Source organism: Paenibacillus assamensis DSM 18201 (genome assembly GCF_000422445.1).
In the GTDB taxonomy this organism is placed as follows: domain Bacteria; phylum Bacillota; class Bacilli; order Paenibacillales; family Paenibacillaceae; genus Paenibacillus_B; species Paenibacillus_B assamensis.
In genome coordinates this window covers 1-19,163 of record NZ_AULU01000009.1, presented here as the reverse complement: position 1 = coordinate 19,163, position 19,163 = coordinate 1, and the positions used below count along the sequence as shown (strand labels likewise).

At 44.5% G+C, this 19,163-nt stretch carries 13 protein-coding genes; 11 read left to right on the top strand and 2 right to left on the bottom strand.

Translation table 11 applies throughout. The features are described 5' to 3' along the window. The first annotated feature begins 13 nt into the window (after positions 1 to 13). The 3 genes from H580_RS0104765 (at position 14) to H580_RS23410 (ending at position 4,186) form a co-directional block, all read left to right on the top strand. The gene (locus H580_RS0104765) at positions 14 to 1,255 is read left to right on the top strand and encodes a murein hydrolase activator EnvC family protein (RefSeq protein ID WP_028593766.1); all 1,242 of its coding nucleotides are present in this window, start codon (positions 14 to 16) and stop codon (positions 1,253 to 1,255) included. Positions 1,256 to 1,324: 69 nt separating this feature from the next. After that, a complete protein-coding gene (locus tag H580_RS0104760; protein WP_028593765.1) occupies positions 1,325 to 2,761 on the top strand; it encodes a S41 family peptidase in 1,437 nt (478 codons plus the stop codon). 129 nt (positions 2,762 to 2,890) lie between these two features. Then, positions 2,891 to 4,186, top strand: coding sequence for a PDZ domain-containing protein (locus H580_RS23410; RefSeq protein WP_051217260.1), 1,296 nt, complete (start codon positions 2,891 to 2,893; stop codon positions 4,184 to 4,186). 268 nt (positions 4,187 to 4,454) lie between these two features. Here the strand turns inward: H580_RS23410 and H580_RS0104750 are convergent, their stop codons facing one another. Beyond that, positions 4,455 to 5,321, bottom strand: a complete 867-nt coding sequence (locus H580_RS0104750) for an OmpA/MotB family protein (RefSeq protein WP_028593764.1) — start codon at positions 5,319 to 5,321, stop codon at positions 4,455 to 4,457. Continuing rightward, positions 5,305 to 6,117, bottom strand: coding sequence for a flagellar motor protein (locus H580_RS0104745; protein WP_028593763.1), 813 nt, complete (start codon positions 6,115 to 6,117; stop codon positions 5,305 to 5,307). The genes H580_RS0104750 and H580_RS0104745 overlap by 17 nt, the downstream gene beginning before the upstream one ends. 310 nt (positions 6,118 to 6,427) lie before the next feature. Here H580_RS0104745 and uvrB point away from each other — a divergent pair, with 310 nt between their 5' ends. The 8 genes from uvrB to H580_RS0104705 all read left to right on the top strand — a co-directional run bounded on the left by uvrB (position 6,428) and on the right by H580_RS0104705 (position 18,860). Then, the gene (gene uvrB, locus H580_RS0104740; RefSeq protein ID WP_028593762.1) at positions 6,428 to 8,425 is read left to right on the top strand and encodes an excinuclease ABC subunit UvrB; all 1,998 of its coding nucleotides are present in this window, start codon (positions 6,428 to 6,430) and stop codon (positions 8,423 to 8,425) included. A gap of 112 nt (positions 8,426 to 8,537) precedes the next feature. Continuing rightward, positions 8,538 to 11,429, top strand: a complete 2,892-nt coding sequence (uvrA, locus tag H580_RS0104735) for an excinuclease ABC subunit UvrA (RefSeq protein WP_028593761.1) — start codon at positions 8,538 to 8,540, stop codon at positions 11,427 to 11,429. Positions 11,430 to 11,850: 421 nt separating this feature from the next. Beyond that, positions 11,851 to 12,618 (top strand): HAD family hydrolase, encoded by a 768-nt coding sequence (locus H580_RS0104730; RefSeq protein WP_028593760.1) that lies wholly within the window; start codon positions 11,851 to 11,853, stop codon positions 12,616 to 12,618. A gap of 274 nt (positions 12,619 to 12,892) precedes the next feature. Next, positions 12,893 to 13,132, top strand: a complete 240-nt coding sequence (locus H580_RS23405; protein ID WP_051217259.1) for a hypothetical protein — start codon at positions 12,893 to 12,895, stop codon at positions 13,130 to 13,132. A gap of 193 nt (positions 13,133 to 13,325) precedes the next feature. Further along, positions 13,326 to 14,363 (top strand): S1C family serine protease, encoded by a 1,038-nt coding sequence (locus tag H580_RS23400; RefSeq protein ID WP_169449348.1) that lies wholly within the window; start codon positions 13,326 to 13,328, stop codon positions 14,361 to 14,363. Between the two features lie 192 nt (positions 14,364 to 14,555). Continuing rightward, positions 14,556 to 15,092: a PepSY domain-containing protein gene (locus H580_RS23395; RefSeq protein WP_084508958.1), complete on the top strand. Its 537-nt coding sequence runs from the start codon at positions 14,556 to 14,558 to the stop codon at positions 15,090 to 15,092. 397 nt (positions 15,093 to 15,489) lie between these two features. Continuing rightward, on the top strand, positions 15,490 to 16,137 hold the full coding sequence (locus H580_RS0104710) for a PepSY domain-containing protein (protein ID WP_028593759.1): 648 nt from the start codon (positions 15,490 to 15,492) through the stop codon (positions 16,135 to 16,137). A 170-nt stretch (positions 16,138 to 16,307) separates the two neighbouring features. Then, positions 16,308 to 18,860, top strand: a complete 2,553-nt coding sequence (locus H580_RS0104705; protein WP_028593758.1) for a U32 family peptidase — start codon at positions 16,308 to 16,310, stop codon at positions 18,858 to 18,860. The last annotated feature ends 303 nt before the right edge of the window (positions 18,861 to 19,163 follow it).

The window sequence follows — 19,163 nt, the reverse complement described above, 5'->3', positions numbered from 1 at the left end:
GGAGGAGACTTGGTTGAAGAAGAAAAGTATCGCGGTTGCTTTGTGCGGAGCTATGCTGCTTACGATGACACCTGCTGCAGTCACAGAAGCTTCTCAGGCTGGTTCCATTGACCGCAAGTTAAAAGATTTACAACAGGAAATGCGTAAAGCCGAGCAAGTCCAGCAAAATGCTGATGCTAAGGCTGCTAAGGCAGCTAAAAGTAAAAAAAAGACCCAAGCGGATATGAAAGCAATTTCTGGTCAGATCGAATCTAAGGTAGCAGAAATGACCAAAGTTTCGCTTGATATTGATAAGACTGAGCTTAAGTTGAGCGAGAATGCATTCCAATTAGAAGAAGCAAATCGACGTATTGATGAGCGGAGCAAAATGTTGGATACACGTGTGAAGCTGATGTATACGAGTGGCAATGTTTCTTATTTAGATGTTATATTTAGCGCGACTAGCTTTAAAGATTTCTTAGATCGTCTTGATTCATTAGAAATGATCGCAAACCAAGATCAGAAGATTCTAGAGGATCATGAAAAGGATAAGCTGCTTGTCATTGAGAAGAAAAAAGAAATTGAGCAGGATCTTAAACGTGTCAAAAGCCTGTACGCTCAGTTAGATGAAACGAAGCAGGATCTTATGCAGAAAGAGCGCGAAAAGGAAGTCATGATCGCAAGTCTCGATAAGCAAATTGAAGAGGCTCACGGTTTGAGTGAAGAACAAGATAAAATGCTTGTAGAGTTCGCGATGGAACGTTCTAAATTGTTGAAAGAGAAAGCAGCAGAAGATGCGCGCAGAAAGCGTGAAGCTGCAGAGCGAGCGAAAAAATCGACAACTTCTTATGTGACGAGTGTACCAACATATAGCGGCGGTAAACTAGCAGTTCCGCTAAAAGATGGCTATACGCTGACTTCTCGTTTCGGAGGGCGCTCGGACCCAATTACAGGTCGAGCTTCTAATCACAGTGGTATAGATATGGCTGCTCCTTCAGGTACACCAATCTATGCTGCTGAGGGTGGTACTGTCATTATGGCAGAGTTGTGGAATGGATACGGCAATACAGTCATTATTGACCACGGCAACGGTTTGTGGACGCTTTATGGCCATATTCGCAACGGTGGTATCAAAGTAAGTAAGGGTGATGTTGTGAGCCGAGGGCAGAAGATTGCTGAGGTTGGAACAACAGGCCGCTCGACAGGTAACCACCTTCATTTTGAAGTTCGTTTAAATGGAAATAAGGTAGATCCAGAAAATTATTTGAATGGATAAGATAGACATAGACATATACTACAATGGTGGAGCATATTACAAGCTCTAATTCATGAAGGCGGTGAGCAGATGTCATTCAAAGGACGGACAGTAGCGCTCATGGTAGGCAGTGCAATCGTGTTGAGCAGCCTACTGACGGTGGCTGTAATGAACGTACCGGCTCTTTCCGGCCATGTGAATGCAACAGGTACGGGGTTCTCATCGCAGCAGATGCAGAAGCTTAACTCTGTGCTTCATACTATTGAGAGCAATTATATAGAGCCAGTTGAACGGGAAAAGTTATTGTCTGGTGCGTTGGACGGAATGTTTGCTGTATTGAAAGATCCTTATTCCACTTATATGAGAAGAAGTGAAGCTACTTCCTTTAATGAAAGTGTGGAGGGAGAGTTTACAGGAATCGGGGCTGAAGTTTCTTTAGAGGATGGTGCGGTGACGGTCGTTTCTCCTATCAAGAACTCTCCAGCTGAGAAAGCAGGCTTGCAGCCTAAGGATGTACTCCTAACGGTTGATGGCGAAAGTCTTGATGGCAAAACGTTGACGGAGGCGGTTAGCAAAATCCGCGGTCCTAAAGGTTCTACCGTTAAGATTGAGGTGAAGCGACCTGGCCATGAGCAAGTTATGGTATTCCAAATTAAGCGGGATAAGGTAGACTTAGAGACGGTATATCCATCGATGTTGGAAGGTAACATCGGTTATATTGAGCTTCGTCAATACTCTGCGAATACAGCGGAACGCTTCGAGAAGGCACTTAAAGAGCTTGAAGCGAAGCAGATGAAAGGGCTTATTATCGATGTTCGAAACAATCCGGGTGGAGTGCTGGATACGGTTAAGCAAATGACAGAGCACTTTGTTCCAGTTGGTAAGCCTATTTTGCAAATAGAGTATAGAGATAAGAAGCGGGATGTATACAAGTCCAAAGGTGCGAAAGATGTGAAACCATATCCGATTGCGGTGCTAACGAATAAAGGTAGCGCTAGCGCGTCGGAAATTATGGCAGCTGCTTTGCAAGAGTCGGCTGGTGCCATTCTTGTAGGGGATAACACTTTTGGCAAAGGTACGGTGCAATCAAGTCATCTTGTATCCAAAAACGATGGGGATCTTATCAAACTTACTATTGCGAAATGGCTGACGCCGGAGGGTAAGTGGATACATGAAAAAGGAATTGAACCTGATGTGAAGGTAGCTCAGCCAAGCTACTTCCAAGCAGCGCCTATTCCCAAAGATAAAACATTGAAGCTTAATTTGACATCCGCAGATGTGGCGAACGTTCAACACATTTTAAAGGGCATTGGCTATTCGGTTGATCGAGTAGATGGTTACTTCTCGCCCGATACGAAAGTGGCTGTAGAGAAGTTCCAGCGCGATCATCATGTTCCGGTAACGGGGGAAGTGAATAAGCTGACTGCGGAGAAGTTGGAACAAGCGGTTATTAAAGCGATCCGTGATCCGAAGAACGATGCACAATTGGATGCTGCAATTAAAGCGGTACAGAAGGAAATTCGCTAGTCGTTGTCGAATAAAGAGAAGGTTGCGGGCTTCGGCTTGTGCCTTCTCTTTTTTGTTTGGTTGGTATCGGTTCGTTTATTTTATATGGTAAGGTAAAAAAGGTTGTCAGATAAGGAAGGGGCGAAAGATGTGGACCTCATCGTTGCATTCGGTACTCGAATCGCTCAAGCAATCCTATTAGGGTTGTTGAATCCATTTTATTGGTTAGCAATTGTGTTTATAGCGATACAATATCGTCGTCAAATGCTGTTGGAGCGACGGTTATATGCAGTTAAGATGCGGAGCTGGCTTGAGCAGACATGGAGGGCTTGGCTTGGGGGACTAGTGGCCGGAGTCATTGTCAGCTTTGCAGCTGTAGGGCTTGGTGCACTCATTCCTAGCTCTGTCATGATATTACTTTGGATAATAACTTTTGTACTTGTACTGTTTCGTGTGCGTTGGATCTGTCTCGCTTATGCAGGCGGAGCACTTGTGCTTCTACAGCTTTTATTGCGGCTTATGCCAGATTGGCAGCCAGCAGGGTGGATGGCATCGTGGGTAACGGATCTAAGAGACATGAATGCAGCAGGCCTGCTCGTCATTATCGCGCTCGTTCATGGAGCGGAGGCTTGGCTTGTGCGCAAGCAAGCAGCACGCTTTGCAAGTCCTTTCTATATGGATAGTAAGCGTGGTCGCATCGTAGGTGGTTATCAGATGAACATGTTCTGGCCGATGCCCTTGTTGCTGCTCGTTCCTGCAACCGATGGATTGACGCTACCTTGGATTCCTTTGTTTGCAGAAGGGCTTGGGACTTCGGGATGGGCGTTTGCTGCGCTGCCAATTGTCATTGGATTTAGCGATATGACCTATACGTATTTACCGCAGGATAAAGCAAAAGTAACAGCATCCAGGTTGTATATGTATGCCGCAGCTTTGCTGGCAGCGGCATTGCTATCCAACTGGTGGTATCCGTTAGCTCCGATTGGAGCGCTAGTAGCTATAGCGATGCATGAATGGCTTGTTTATCAAAGCCGCAGCGAGGAGTTAGGGCGAAGCCCGATCTATACGCATGACAAGCGAGGGTTGCTTATTCAAGCGGTGCTGCCTGGAAGCCCAGCGGAGGAATTGAAGCTTCAGCCGGGAGAAATTATTTCGAAAGTCAACGGTATCCCTGTTCATACGAAAGAAGCGTTACATCAGGCGTTACGTGCAAATGCGGCCTTTTGTAAGCTTGAAGTGTTAAATGGAAACGGGGACGTGAAGTTCGTACAACGTGCTATGTATGCGGATGAGCATCATCAATTAGGTGTTCTATTAGCTCCAGACGACAACGTATCTTATGTTGCTGCAATGAAGCCGTTATCTGTGCGCCAGTTGTTCTTATCTCCGTGGAGAAAATCCAATAAACGGCTCGAGCAAGCTTCGGAAGAACAAATGCTTTCTTAATTTTCTTATTAATTCTTAATAAGCTGTTAATAGTGTCATTTATGCCCTGACTCCAATAAGGAATCAGGGCATTTTTGTGGATAAGAAAGTGCTTTCATGGAATATACACAGAAGTTATTCAATGTTTGTGCATAAGTAAGTGGATAATGTGTATAACCAAAAAGTATATGTGAATAAGTTGTGTGAAAATGTGGATAAAATGTGTGTAATGTAAAAATGGAAGAAAAAAGCACCGAGGGTTATCCCCGGTGCGTTGTTGGTTATACCATTATGAAGTTGGGCGCATGACGTTTCGTAGAATGATAATTTCTACACGTCTATTTTTTTGTCGTCCTTCTAGCGTATCGTTAGTTGCTACAGGTCGTGTGTCTCCATAACCTGCGATCTGGAATTGTTCGGTCTTTAAGTTATGCTCTGTAATAAAGAAGCGAAGCACAGACAATGCGCGTTCAGCTGACAGCTCCCAGTTATCTTTGTAACGGCTGCCTGAAGCAAATGGTAAATTGTCTGTATGACCTTCAATACTAATCATAGAGTCAAGTTGACTGAACAGGGAAGCAAGCTTTTTAAGTGTTGGCTCTGCTTGAGCAGTTAGCTCGGATTGTCCGAGACTGAATAATAGTCGGTCACTTAGACGAATTTCGATTCCTTTAGGCACATCGTTGACGCTGATGGAATTTTGCAAATCATTTTCATCGATATATTGCTGGATCTTCTTCATCGTGTCTTGAAGCTGCTGCTCTTGCTTGCGGAAAGCCAAATCTTGCTGTGTAATTTGACCGATCATAACGCCTTGGCTCGATGCTGGCTGCTTGCCGTCGCGATTGTCCGTGTTCTGGTCGCCAGAACCCCCGTCCACCTTCGTTTCTAATCCGCTTGTTTCTCCTGGCTTAGAGTGGGCACCTTCTAAAATACCGCTTCCGTCAGGAAGTGGGCCTGTGCCTCCACCGTCACTAAAAGTAGATGAAAGGGTGGAGGATAGAGATTCATATTTCGTTAAGTCAACCTGACTCATTGCATACATAACGACAAAGAAAATCATAAGCAGCGTAATCAGGTCGGCGTAGGTGATGAGCCATCTTTCTTGATTTTCCGCTGCAGCGGCTTGTCCGCGCCTTCTACTTCTGCGTCTCAACCTTCATCCCTCGCTTCATTTCTGGCATACGAGCTAACGGTTGATGAGAAGTTTCAGTCAGCATAAAGGAACTTAGTTTTTTGCGGATGATCTGTGGATTTTCACCTGCTTGAATAGAAAGAACACCGTATTGGATCATTTCCATTTCTCGAATGACTTGACTGCTGCGAACTTTGATCTTGGAGCATACCGGCAAGTAGATGACATTGGCTGTCGCTACCCCATACAAAGTAGCTGTAAATGCAACTGCAATGGCAGGTCCAAGGTTGGCAGGATCATTCAAGCTGCTTAGTACGTGAATAAGACCCATAACCGTACCGATAATCCCCATAGTTGGAGCATATCCACCTGCAGCTTCGAAAATTTTGGCATAGCCTTCGTGCTTTTGTTCAATAGCGTCGATATCTAAATCAGTCAGTTCTTTCACCGTTTCCGCTTCTGTGCCGTCAACGACGAGCAGCAGCCCTTCTTTCAGGAAGGGATTGTTGTGTTTGTGTGCTGCATCTTCCAGAACGAGTACACCATCTCGACGCGCTTGCGTAGCCATGGCAACCATATCATCAATTAGTTGAGGCATTTCTGACTTAGGCTGTGTGAAAGCCATCTTCAACGCATCAGGTATCGTGCGCAAACGATTGGCTGGGAAGCTGACAACGACTGCAGCAATCGTACCGCCAAATACGATGATAGCTGCTGTGCTTTCCCACAAACCGCTCAAATGTCCGCCTTCCATAATAAATCCGCCGATAAGTGCGATGAGCCCAGCGGCAATTCCGATTATCGTCGTTTTGTCCATAAATCATATCCTCCTAAATGAAGTTCCCATTTGCATCCAAACCGTGTTAGGAGTATAATAAAAGGGAACAAACATTCTTATTTTAACATATGTAAGTGATGATGGATTACTAATAAATCCGCTCATTTCAAATATAGCTGTTGAGCATTGATATTTGCTGTTGTGATAAGGCTATACTGTTTCATATATCGGGTGTTCGGAAGCGAAACTTTAGCATAATGACGGTGGTTGAGGGAAATGAATCTCAAGACCTAGAAGCACGGCAATACTAGATTAGGATTAATGATGAAGGGTGCGGTGATAAGCGAGTATGGAACATATTCAGATGAGTTCGAAGTCGTTTGAGTTAGTGTCGGATTTTAGCCCCCAAGGAGACCAGCCGCAGGCGATTGAAGAACTGGTAAAGGGCGTCCATGAGGGGAAGCGATATCAAACGCTGCTTGGTGCAACAGGTACGGGTAAGACATTTACGATTGCTCACACGATTGCCCAGCTCAATCGACCTACACTTGTCATCGCACATAATAAGACATTGGCTGCTCAGTTGTGCAGCGAGTTCAAGGAATTTTTCCCTAACAATGCAGTGGAATACTTCGTAAGTTACTATGATTACTTCCAGCCTGAAGCCTATATTCCATCATCGGATACGTATATTGAGAAAGATTCAAGTATTAATGAAGAGATCGATAAGCTGCGTCACTCTGCAACATCATCTCTATTTGAGCGTCGGGATGTTATTATCGTGGCGAGTGTATCTTGTATTTATGGTTTGGGTTCTCCGATTGAATACGGGAATCTAGTATTTTCTATACGAACGGGTATGGAACGGTCGCGCAATGAAATCCTGTCTAGGCTGGTAGATATTCAATATCAGCGCAATGACTTGAATTTCGTGCGTGGAACATTCCGTGTTAGAGGCGATGTAATCGAGATTTTCCCAGCGTCTAAGGGAGAGCAGGCCATTAGAGTCGAGTTGTTTGGCGATGAGATTGAGCGCATTACGGAAATTGATGTGCTTACGGGTGAAATTATTGGCGAACGTGATCATGTGGCGATATTCCCAGCATCTCACTTCGTTACAGCTTCGGAAACGATGAAGGTGGCGCTCGTTAATATCGAGCGTGAATTGGAAGAGCGCCTGCAAGTGCTGCGCAGTGAGAATAAGTTATTAGAAGCTCAGCGTCTTGAACAGCGTACGCGCTATGATATTGAGATGATGCAGGAGATGGGCTTCTGTTCTGGTATTGAGAACTATTCGGGTCCGCTCACGTTCCGTGAGCCTGGTGCAACGCCATACACCTTGTTGGATTACTTCCCTGATGACTTTGTTGTTGTTGTCGATGAGTCACATGTAACGCTTCCGCAAATTCGAGGTATGTACAATGGTGACCGAGCAAGGAAGACCGTTCTAGTTGATCATGGCTTCCGTTTGCCATCTGCGCTGGACAATCGACCACTTAGGTTCGAGGAATTCGAGGGTAAAGTGAGCCAAGCTTTGTTTATTTCGGCAACACCAGGACCGTTTGAGTTAGAGCATACACCAGTGATGGTACAGCAAATTATTCGTCCAACAGGATTGCTTGATCCTGTTATCGAGGTTCGTCCTACGAAGGGGCAAATCGATGATCTTATTGGAGAAATACGCGCGCGCATTGATAAGGATGAGCGTGTACTCGTTACAACGTTGACGAAGAAGATGTCAGAGGACTTGACCGAGTATTTGAAAGAGATAGGAATTAAGGTTAAGTATTTGCACTCGGATATTAAGACGTTAGAGCGGATGATGATTCTGCGTGATCTGCGTCTCGGTGTTGTTGATGTATTAGTCGGCATTAACTTGCTGCGAGAAGGATTGGATTTGCCAGAGGTATCATTGGTGGCCATTCTCGATGCAGATAAAGAGGGATTCCTGCGTGCGGAACGATCACTCATTCAGACGATTGGACGTGCGGCGCGTAATGCGGACGGATTCGTAATCATGTACGGTGATAAGATTACAGATTCGATGGATAAGGCACTTAAAGAAACAGCACGCCGCCGTGCGATTCAGATCGCATACAATGAGAAGCATGGCATTACGCCGCAAACGATCCGCAAGAAAGTGCGGGATGTGATCGAAGCAACGAAGGCTGCTGAATCGAAGGAAGAGTATACAACAAACAAGCCAATCGAGAAGATGTCGAAGAAGGATCGCCATGCTGTCATTGAGCGCTTAGAGCAGGATATGAAAGAAGCTGCGAAAAACTTGCAGTTCGAACGTGCTGCGGAGCTGCGTGATGCATTGTTGGAATTGCGTGCAATGGATTAAGTAATAAGTAATTAACGAAGTTATGAATAGGTAAGAACGATATTTCGTTCTACTTGAATGATATAGAAGCTTGAAATTGTGGTTCGCGCGAACCTAGAGCGGAGGGTGTAAGTTGGCTAGTGAGAATATCGTCATAAAAGGGGCAAGAGCCCATAACTTAAAAAATATTGACGTCACGATCCCGCGTGATAAGTTTGTCGTATTGACGGGTTTGAGTGGGTCTGGTAAGTCATCTTTGGCTTTCGATACGATTTATGCGGAAGGACAGCGTCGTTATGTAGAGTCCTTGTCTGCCTATGCACGTCAATTCCTTGGACAAATGGAGAAGCCGGATGTAGATTCAATTGATGGGCTTTCGCCTGCGATTTCAATCGATCAGAAGACAACTAGCCGTAATCCTCGTTCTACAGTAGGCACGGTAACGGAAATTTATGACTACCTTCGTCTACTATTTGCACGAATTGGTCGTCCACACTGTCCAGATCACGGTATTGAGATTACATCTCAGACGGTTGAGCAAATGGTCGATCGAATTATGACTTATCCAGAACGAACGAAGCTGCAATTGCTTGCTCCTATCGTTTCAGGGCGTAAAGGTGAGCATAAGTCTGTGTTTGCTGACATTCAAAAACAAGGTTTCGTTCGTGTCCGTGTTGACGGAGAAATGCGCGAAGTGTCTGATACGATTGAGTTAGAGAAGAACAAGAAGCACAATATCGAAGTGGTTGTTGACCGTATCGTTGTAAAGGACGATATTGAAGCACGACTTGCAGATTCTATTGAAACTGCGTTGAACTTGTCCGGGGGCAAGCTTATCGTTGATATTATCGATCAGGAAGAACTTGTATTTAGTTCCAACCTTGCTTGCCCAGAGTGTGGATTTAGCATTGATGAGTTGGCACCACGTATGTTCTCATTTAACAGTCCTTTCGGTGCTTGCTCAGATTGTGATGGACTGGGACAGAAAATGATTGTCGATGCTGAACTGCTTGTACCGGATCGAGATAAATCAATTGATGATGGAGCATTCGAAGCTTGGGCGGGAAGTACGTCGAATTATTATCCACAGTTTCTTCGTGCTGTTTGCGAACATTATTCCATCCCGACAGACATTCCGGTTTCACAACTGGAACCTGAGCATATGACGAAGATTCTTCATGGCACAGGAGCTGAGAAGATTCGATTCGTCTATGAAAATGACTTCGGGCATCGCAAGGAAGCACAAGTTACGTTTGAAGGCGTTATTCATAATTTAGAGCGTCGCTATCGCGAGACAGCTTCTGAAGGCATCCGCGAATTTATCGAAGGATTTATGAGTGCGAAGCCATGCGGCGGCTGTAAAGGTCACCGTCTACGCAAAGAAAGTCTAGCGGTTACGATTAACGATCAGAACATGGCATTCGTGACAGCATTGTCGATTGGTGAAGCACAGCAATGGTTTGAGTCCTTGACACTTACAGAGAAGGAATTGCTGATTGCGAACCTTATTTTGAAGGAAATTAATGCTCGACTTGGTTTCTTAGTAAATGTCGGGCTTCAATATTTGACGCTAAATCGTGCAGCTGGCACATTGTCAGGTGGCGAGGCGCAGCGGATTCGTCTTGCCACACAAATAGGTTCCAGTCTGATGGGTGTACTGTATATTCTAGACGAGCCGAGCATCGGACTTCATCAGCGTGATAACGATCGTTTGATTCGCACGCTAGAGCATATGCGCAATTTGGGCAATACGCTTATTGTTGTTGAGCATGATGAAGACACGATGCTTGCCGCTGACTATATTATTGATATTGGTCCTGGAGCGGGTATTCACGGTGGTATGATTGTATCCCAAGGTACACCGCAGGAAGTGATGCAGGATGAACAATCCTTAACAGGCGCATATTTGAGCGGGCGCAAATTTATTCCTGTACCGTTGCAGCGGCGTCAGACTGATGATCGCTGGCTTGAGATTTGCGGTGCGAAGGAAAATAACTTGCGTAACGTTAATGTGAAGATCCCTCTTGGTGTCTTTACAGCTGTGACAGGAGTATCTGGCTCAGGTAAGTCCACACTTATTAATGAAATTCTTTATAAGACGTTAGCACGTGATCTGCATAAGGCAAAAGTTCGTCCTGGTGCGCATCGTGAAATTCGAGGTCTTGAACATATTGAGAAGGTTATCGATATTGATCAGTCACCAATTGGACGTACGCCGCGCTCTAATCCAGCAACGTATACGGGTGTCTTTGATGATATTCGTGATCTGTTCGCGACGACTAATGAAGCGAAGATTCGCGGCTATAAAAAAGGCCGCTTCAGCTTTAACGTGAAGGGCGGGCGTTGTGAAGCATGCCGCGGGGACGGAATTATAAAGATTGAGATGCACTTCCTACCGGATGTGTATGTGCCTTGTGAAGTGTGCAAGGGTAAACGCTACAATCGTGAAACGTTGGACGTGAAGTACAAAGGCAAAAACATTGCTGACATTTTAGGCATGACTATCGAGGATTCGGTTGTCTTCTTCCAGAACGTGCCGCGTATTCATCGTAAGCTGCAGACGCTACTTGATGTTGGACTTGGCTATATGACATTGGGACAGTCGGCAACGACTTTGTCCGGTGGTGAGGCACAGCGTGTGAAGCTCGCTTCTGAGTTGTATCGTCGAAGTACAGGTAAGACGCTGTATATTTTGGACGAGCCGACTACCGGTCTGCATGTGGCGGATATCGATCGATTATTGGAAGTGCTGCATCGTCTAGTTGAGTCAGGTGAAAGTGTGCTTGTTATTGAGCATAACTTGGATGTAATCAAGACAGCTGACTATATGATTGACCTTGGTCCAGAGGGTGGAAGTGGCGGTGGTATGATTGTCGCACAAGGTACACCGGAACAAGTCGTTCAAGTAAAGGAGTCTTATACGGGACAGTATTTGCTGCCAATTATGGAGCGGGATCGTGAGCGTACAGTTGAGTTGGAAGGTCAGCAAGTTGATGAAGGTGAAGAAGTTGGCAGTTCAACGTAAGGTTTAATTAAGGCTAGTTAAGCAGAGTTAGGAAGGTAAGTGGAATTCGATGATTGATAATCAACGATAATCAGGACACCATTCATCATGGGGTTGTTATCTGTGTATATGAATTGGTGACTGTTAATCGTGATCTGGATAAAGTGCGATGTAACAGGGAAGGGAGTGTTATGCAACCTTTCCTGATTACATCGCACTTTTAATATGCGTACAGATGTCGGCTGCGTCCGTACCATCTTATGAGCTGTTTGCATACTAGCTGGCGACTTTAGTCTAGTGTCCCTATTACATGTTGGGTACGCAAGCTTTTTAAACTGTTGTCTAAGGAAGGCGATTTTTGGAAGGAAATGCACTACTTATGTCGAACACGTAGTATAGACGAAATACCCGCGAATGGACTACAGAATAAAGGGTGAGAGAGATGGCAGAATTAAGTGTTGGCGGCAATCGTGTGCAAGTAAAAGGTGTACTTTTAGACAAGGACGGTACTTTATTGCGGTTTATAAGTTTATGGGGACGTTGGGCAGAGACTGTACTAGATGGCTTGGAGCGGGAGCTGCGACTAGAAGGGGCAGAACTTCCTGAAGGTCCTGGCTTTTTGCTAGGTGTTGAACTTGATGAGGGTCGTAACGTATTATCTCATGACCGCTTTGGCCCGCTGGCGATGGGTTCTCCTTCACAGATGATAGGCATCGCAGCTTATTACTTATACCGTGCTGGTGTCCCTTGGAATGATGCGGTGCGTCGAGCTACAGATGTATTTGAACATGCAAATGCAAATAATGTATTGAACGCTCAAATTGAGCCTGTACGTGGTGTTGTGGCGTTCTTAGAGCGCTGTAAAGAACTTGGCTTGAAGTTAGGCGTAGTTACTGCCGACGATAAAGAACCTTCCCAAGATCATTTGACGAAGATGGGGATTCGTCAGCATTTTGATAGTGTGGTTGGGGATGATTGTGTGTCCCATGGCAAACCATATCCAGATATGGTGTATTTGGCTTGTGAGGAGCTTGGGTTGGAGCCGAAGGACGTTGTAGTCATTGGAGACTCTACTGGGGATATGGAAATGAGCGCTAGCGCAGGCTGTGCGATGCACATTTTCATTGATGAGGATGGTCTTTTTCAGCAGAAGCCGGCATCAGCAGATGTAATGATTCGCTCTTATGATGAGATTGAACTGCTTCCATAGATAAGTAGATGTTACGGCTCATTCGAAATCTCTTTTTTTGAAATAGCGAGCATTCGTATGTCATGTAAACTTCAGTGTTTTACGAAGTATATAATTAACGTTGTTAATCAGTGGGGGTCATAAATATAGTCTCGATACAGCTTACATGTCACTCTGAAATGTGACTAAATCGTGACAATCTAGTTCGATTTCCAACATTTATGTTGCAAGATAGAATGGATAAATATAACATGGGATAAGATAGGTAAACTCTTTGCATAAAGGGAGGTCCACCATGTTAATAGCTGCAGGTGAGGCAGGCAAAGTCGCCTTTGATTGGTTCGATGTATTTATGATCGCATTTACTTTAATTTTGTTCTGGGCAGTGATTAGACAAGTGAAGCAGCGTCCCCGTAACTTATTTGCACTAGGGTTTGCTGCAGTAAGCTTGCTTACATTTGTTCTTGCAGACGTCGTTATGGTATGCGGATATCTTGGAATTACTCCTCCAGATTACTTCTTCTTTTTAAAGTAGTGTAGGAGCCGTTAGAAAGTAGTCTCATGCATATGTATAGAAGAATTCGGTCAAGTGGGGACCGATTCATAGACGTCGGATGGTGTTGAGCTCTTTGATGATTATCGTCAAAGGGTTTTTTTATTTCCGAACGGAGGAGAACGTTTATAATAGATATGAGAATATGATTATATGCATGGTGGGAGTGTTGTTTTTGAAAAGAATAAGAAATTGGCCATTAATCACGATCATAATAACGTTAGTAATAGCTGTAACTGCAACAGTAACGCCTCATTCTGTGGGAGCTGCACAATCTACTGCTGCTTTATCGAAGGTATCATCACATGTAATTCCGAATCTAGTAAAACAGGTAAACCCTGCGGTAGTGATGATTATTGGGCAAGATCCATTGCTATTAGAAGAAGTGGAAGATCCGCGGGATGCATTAGGATTTGGGAGTGGCTTTGTCATTGCTAGTGATGGTTGGATCGTTACAAATGCACATGTGGTGAAAGGGCTCAAAGATGCAAAAGTTATTTTTCAGGATGGGAAGAAGTACGATGTAGTGAAGTCTCTTGTAGATGTAGAGACAGATATTGCTCTAGTTAAAATAAACGCGAAGAACTTGAGGACGTTGAAGCTGGCTTCCAACCGCGCGAAAGTGGAGCTTGGTGAAACGGTTGTTGCTTTCGGAGTCCCTCTACAAGTGAAGCTGCGAAATAGTGTCAGTGCAGGTATTGTAAGCGGATTGGATCGTAACATTGATGAGCCCTATCGATATTTGCAAACGGATGCAGCGATTAATCCAGGTAATAGTGGTGGACCCCTTGTTAATTTACGTGGTGAAGTAATTGGCGTGAATACGTTGAAGGCATTCGGTGAGGATGTTGATACGCTTGGATTTGCTGTGCCTGTAGATACGGTGAGATGGGTAGTAGCTGAAATGCTCCAACATAGTAAGGTAAGACGAGCTTCGATTGGGATTATGTTGGAAGAGAGTTGGGCTGCTTCTTATGGTTTGCCGACGAAAGAAGGATTAACGATTACAGAGGTAAAAGCGGCTAATGCCAAAAAGGCAGGTTTGAGTAAAGGAGACAAAATGCTCGCTGTAAACGGTCAACCTGTTCAAACGATTGTTGATGTGAATGAGGCGCTAAAAGGTGTATTGCCGGGTAAAACGATTAAGGTGAAGGTGAAACAGCGAGTTAATGGTAAAGTAGTTGAGAGGAAAGTAACGTTAGGAAAAAAATAAGAAGATGGTATATGCCTGCTTTCTGTTTTTACACGGGGCAGGTTTTTTGTTGTCTTATATTCTCAGCAATTTCTCATTTTGCTATTGTTTTCTTCTCATTTTCAACATCTATGATGAGGATGTAAGCAAGAACAGTAGAAACGTACAGCAGGAAGTATAACGAAAATTCAACTTTCAAGGAGGAATTGTAAAATGAAAAAATGGATTGCGACTTCAGTGGCAGGTGCGTTAGTAGTAAGTGGACTTGGTCTTGGATATGGCAGTGTAGTAAATGCAGATCATGATAATAAGCAAGCTAAGGTCGTGCAAACTTCGAAAAAGAATGAAGTTCGAATTTCGTTAGCATTGGCGAAACAGATTGCGAATCAAGTATATAACGGTGGCAAGATTGAAGAGATCGAGCTGGAAAAGAAAAATGGTCGTCTTGTGTATCATGTCGAGTTTGAGAATCGTAAAGATAAAGAAGATGAGATTTACATTGATGCAGATACGGGAAGTGTGACATTCGAAAAAGATTTCAAATTGAATGATGACAATGACGATGATGATCGCGATGACAACGATGATAATGATGACAATGACGATCTAAACGATGACCGCGATGATCATGATGATAACGACGATCAAGACGATGACAATGATGATCAGGATGATGATGACAACGACGACAATGGCGACAGCGATGACGATCAAGATGATGATAACGACGATGACGGTGACGAAGATTAAGATTTAGAAGTCTAGTTATTCGATGTGTTCTGTCAGATGAAACAATTGCAAAAACAGCTATAGCTAGCTAGTGCGATGTAGGTCATTGCGATTGTTTTTATATAATTGGCAGGGTTGATAAGAGGCACCTTTCCCCAGGAGGTGTCTTTTTTGCATGTTTGGGCTTAGACATGAGCGAACAGCCTGTACAGAGTTATTGCAATCATGATAAAGCATCTCATTTTTTATAGCTTATTTCTCATCAATTTCTCATCTTTCTATCCATGTGTTCTCATTTTGCAGCGTTAATATAAGGTCATAGGAAAGAACAACAAGAACTTACGGCAGCATCTTAGAGCCAAATGAGTATAAGCGCAAATTAAAAATTCAAACGATACATTATTAGGAGGAAAACAAAATGAAAAATTGGGTAGTAGCAACAGTTGCAGGAGCAGTATTAGTAGGTGGCGTAGGATTTGGTTCGGTAGTCATGGCGGATAACAATGACCAATCGAAGGCAAGAGCTGTGCAAACGGCTAATCAAAATGAAGTAAAACTATCTCTCGCACAAGCGAAGATAATCGCTAAAGGCTTGTACAAGGATGCTAAAATTGATGAAATCGAATTGGAAAAAATCAATGGCCGTCTCGTTTATCATGTTGAGTTCGAGAACCGTAAAGATAAAGAAGATGAAGTGATCATTGATGCAACGACAGCTCATGTGACTTGGGAAAAAGATTTTAAAAAGAACTTCAAAAACGACGATGACGATAACGATCATGACGACCGTGATGATAACGACGATGATAATGATGACCGCGATGATCGTGATGAGAAGAAAAACATACCAACAGGCAAAGTGAACATTAGCAAGGAGCAAGCTAAGAAAATAGCTTTAACTCAAGTAACTGGTAAAGTTGAAGAGGTTGAACTTGAGAAAAAGTTTCGTAATCATGTGTATGAGTACGTATATGAAGTAGAAATTGATGTGAAAAAAGGTGACGATGCTACGGTATACGTAAGTGCTGAGACAGGTAAAGTCCTTAAGGTAGAATTGGAAGATTAATTCGACACGATATCAATAGCTAAACGTTGCGAGTTTTAAACTAAAAAGACACCCCTAGGGGTGTCTTTTTGTGATGGAACTCATGGCAAATGATCACTTTAGGTAGATCGGAGCAGGGGAATGGGGTAAACTATATAGTTAGTGCTTAACGCAACTTACGGAGGATGAGAATGAGAGATATTAGACGAGAAGATATAGAGTTGTTGGCGCCGGCTGGAGATTGGGATTGCATGCGAGCTGCCGTTGCAAACGGAGCAGATGCGATATTTTTTGGTGTAGAGAAGTTCAATGCGCGTGCGCGTGCAAATAACTTCCGCATGGATGATCTACCAGACATTATGGCTTATTTGCATAGCTATGGAGTTAAAGGGTTTTTGACTTTCAATATACTTGTATTTGAAGATGAATTAAAAGACGCGCAAGCGCTAATTGATGCATGTATCGACGCTGGGGTTGACGCGGTTATTGTACAGGACTTGGGTCTTGTGAAAATGATTCGTGAGATGTCGCCAGACTTCCCGATTCATGGTTCGACTCAGATGACGATAACGTCTCCTGAAGCGGTTGAGTTTACGAAACCGTATGATATGGAGCGGGTTGTGCTTGGTCGTGAGAATAACTTAAAGCAGATTAAGAAAATTGCTGATTCGGCTAATGTACCGCTTGAAGTGTTCGTTCACGGTGCATTGTGCGTATCCTACTCTGGACAATGTTTGACGTCCGAGATGTGGGGCGGTCGCTCTGCGAACCGCGGTGAATGTGCACAAGCATGTCGCTTGCCATATGACATGATGGTAGACGGTGAGCATCAGCCAATGGGTGATATCACATACTTGTTGTCACCGAAGGACTTGGCAGCGATTGAGCTTGTGCCTGATTTGATCGAAGCGGGCGTTGTTTCCTTTAAAATTGAAGGCCGTATGAAACAGCCGGAATATGTTGCTAACGTAGTGAGCAAGTATCGCAAAGCGATCGATGATTACTTCGCAGATACTTGGACTGGCCCGACGAAGGAAGAAGTACGTGAGCTGCAGCAGAGCTTCTCTCGCGGCTTTACGCATGGCTTCTTGAACGGCACGAACAATAAGCAGCTCGTAGACGGTACGTTCCCGAAGAGCCGCGGTGTGTATGTGGGACGCGTTGAGCAGGTGCTGCGTGACGGCGTCGTGTGTAAGATCGAAGCGCCATTGAAGCGCGGAGATGGTATTGGCTTTGATGCGGGTGACCCGACGAAGAAGGAAGAAGGCGGCCGCATCTATGACCTTCGTCGCAAGGGCGTTAAGCTCGAAGGCGAAGCGGAAGAAGGCTGGCTCGTGGACATTGTACCAGGGCGCAGCGATGTGGATCTTCGTCGAGTTAAGGTTGGCGATAAGATTTGGAAGACAAGTGACCAGGCGTTGGATAAGCGTATGCGTGCTACGTTTGACACGGAGAAGCCTTATAAGGTATTCCCGATGCATGTGCGTGTAGAAGGCCGTGTAGGTGAGCCAATGCGCACGTGGTGGACAGATGTGCAAAAGGGTACAACTGTTGAAGTAGTTTCTGAGATCGCGTTAGAAGCGGCGCAGAAGCGTCCTATGGACAAAGCTTTGCTAGAAGAGCAATTTGGCCGCCTTGGCGGTACGGTGTACCAATTGGAACAGATCGACGTAACGCTGGAAGGTGACGTTATCGTACCAATGCGCGAGTTGAATGCGATTCGCCGTCGTGCTGTAGATCACTTGGCTGGCGAGCGACCAAAGCCTCCTGTCTATGTGAAGCGTGACGTGGATGTATTGGCAGATGCGGTTGTTGAGCATACTAGTATCGCTTATGGCGAAGCGCAGCTAACAGCGCTATGCCGTACGCTGGAGCAGGTGCAAACTGCGGTGAAGACCGATGTAGCGATGATTTACGCTGACTTCGAATTCATTAAGCAATTCCCAGCTGCAATCGAAACATGTCGTGCTGCTGGCAAGCCAATTGCGCTCGTTACACCGCGTATTCATATGCCGAACGAGAACGGATACCATCGCAACATTTTGAAGCTGAAGCCAGATGCAGTGTTGGTGCGTAATACAGGAGCATTGTATTTCTATCAACAAGCGAAAGCGGATTGGGAGAGACAAATAGCGGAAGGCATCGTGCCTGCTGATGTTCAGCTGGAGTACGGTAAGTTCCCGCAAATTATAGGTGACTTCTCTTTGAACGTAGCGAATCATAAAACGGTTCAATTGTTTATGGAAGAAGGTTTGGACAAAATTACACCTTCGTATGACCTGAATATTCAGCAAATGGTCGATATGTTGGGGCGCTCTGAAACGTCTAAGCTTGAAATCGTTATTCATCAGCATTTGCCGATGTTCCATACGGAGCACTGTACGTATTGTACATTCCTAAGTGAAGGTACTGATTATACGAACTGTGGCCGTCCTTGTGAAGAGCACAACATCTCTTTGCGTGACCGTATCGGTATGTCTCACCCAGTTCGTGTTGATGAAGGCTGCCGTAATACGGTGTATAATGCAATCGAGCAATCGGGTGCAGAATACTTGGCCAACTTTATGGAGTTGGGCGTGCCGTCTTATCGCGTTGAGTTCTTGGAAGAGACGCCAGAGCAGGTAACTGAGGTTATTGACCTTTATCAGCAGGCTTTGCGTGGACAGGTTAGCGGTACGCAAGTATGGCGTAAGTTGAAAGCAACGAATCAGCTTGGTGTTACGCGTGGTCAGTTGGTGAAATAATAGAGCGTTTCTTAAACTACATCTACAATTGACGTGTAGATGTAGATGTAGATGTAGATGTAGATGTAGATGTAGATGTAGATGTAGATGTAGATGTAGATGTAGATGTAGATGTAGATGTACATGTAGACGTATGCGTTGTGCGTTGCTAGAGAACTTATTTGAGAAAGCAATAGATACGTACAATGCTGAAATCCCTCTAAACGTTGCTGCTATCAGCAGGCGTGTAGAGGGATTTTTTAATGATACAGATTGTGCTTATGAAACCTATCTATCATTCACCAGCATAACCTTTTGGATTCG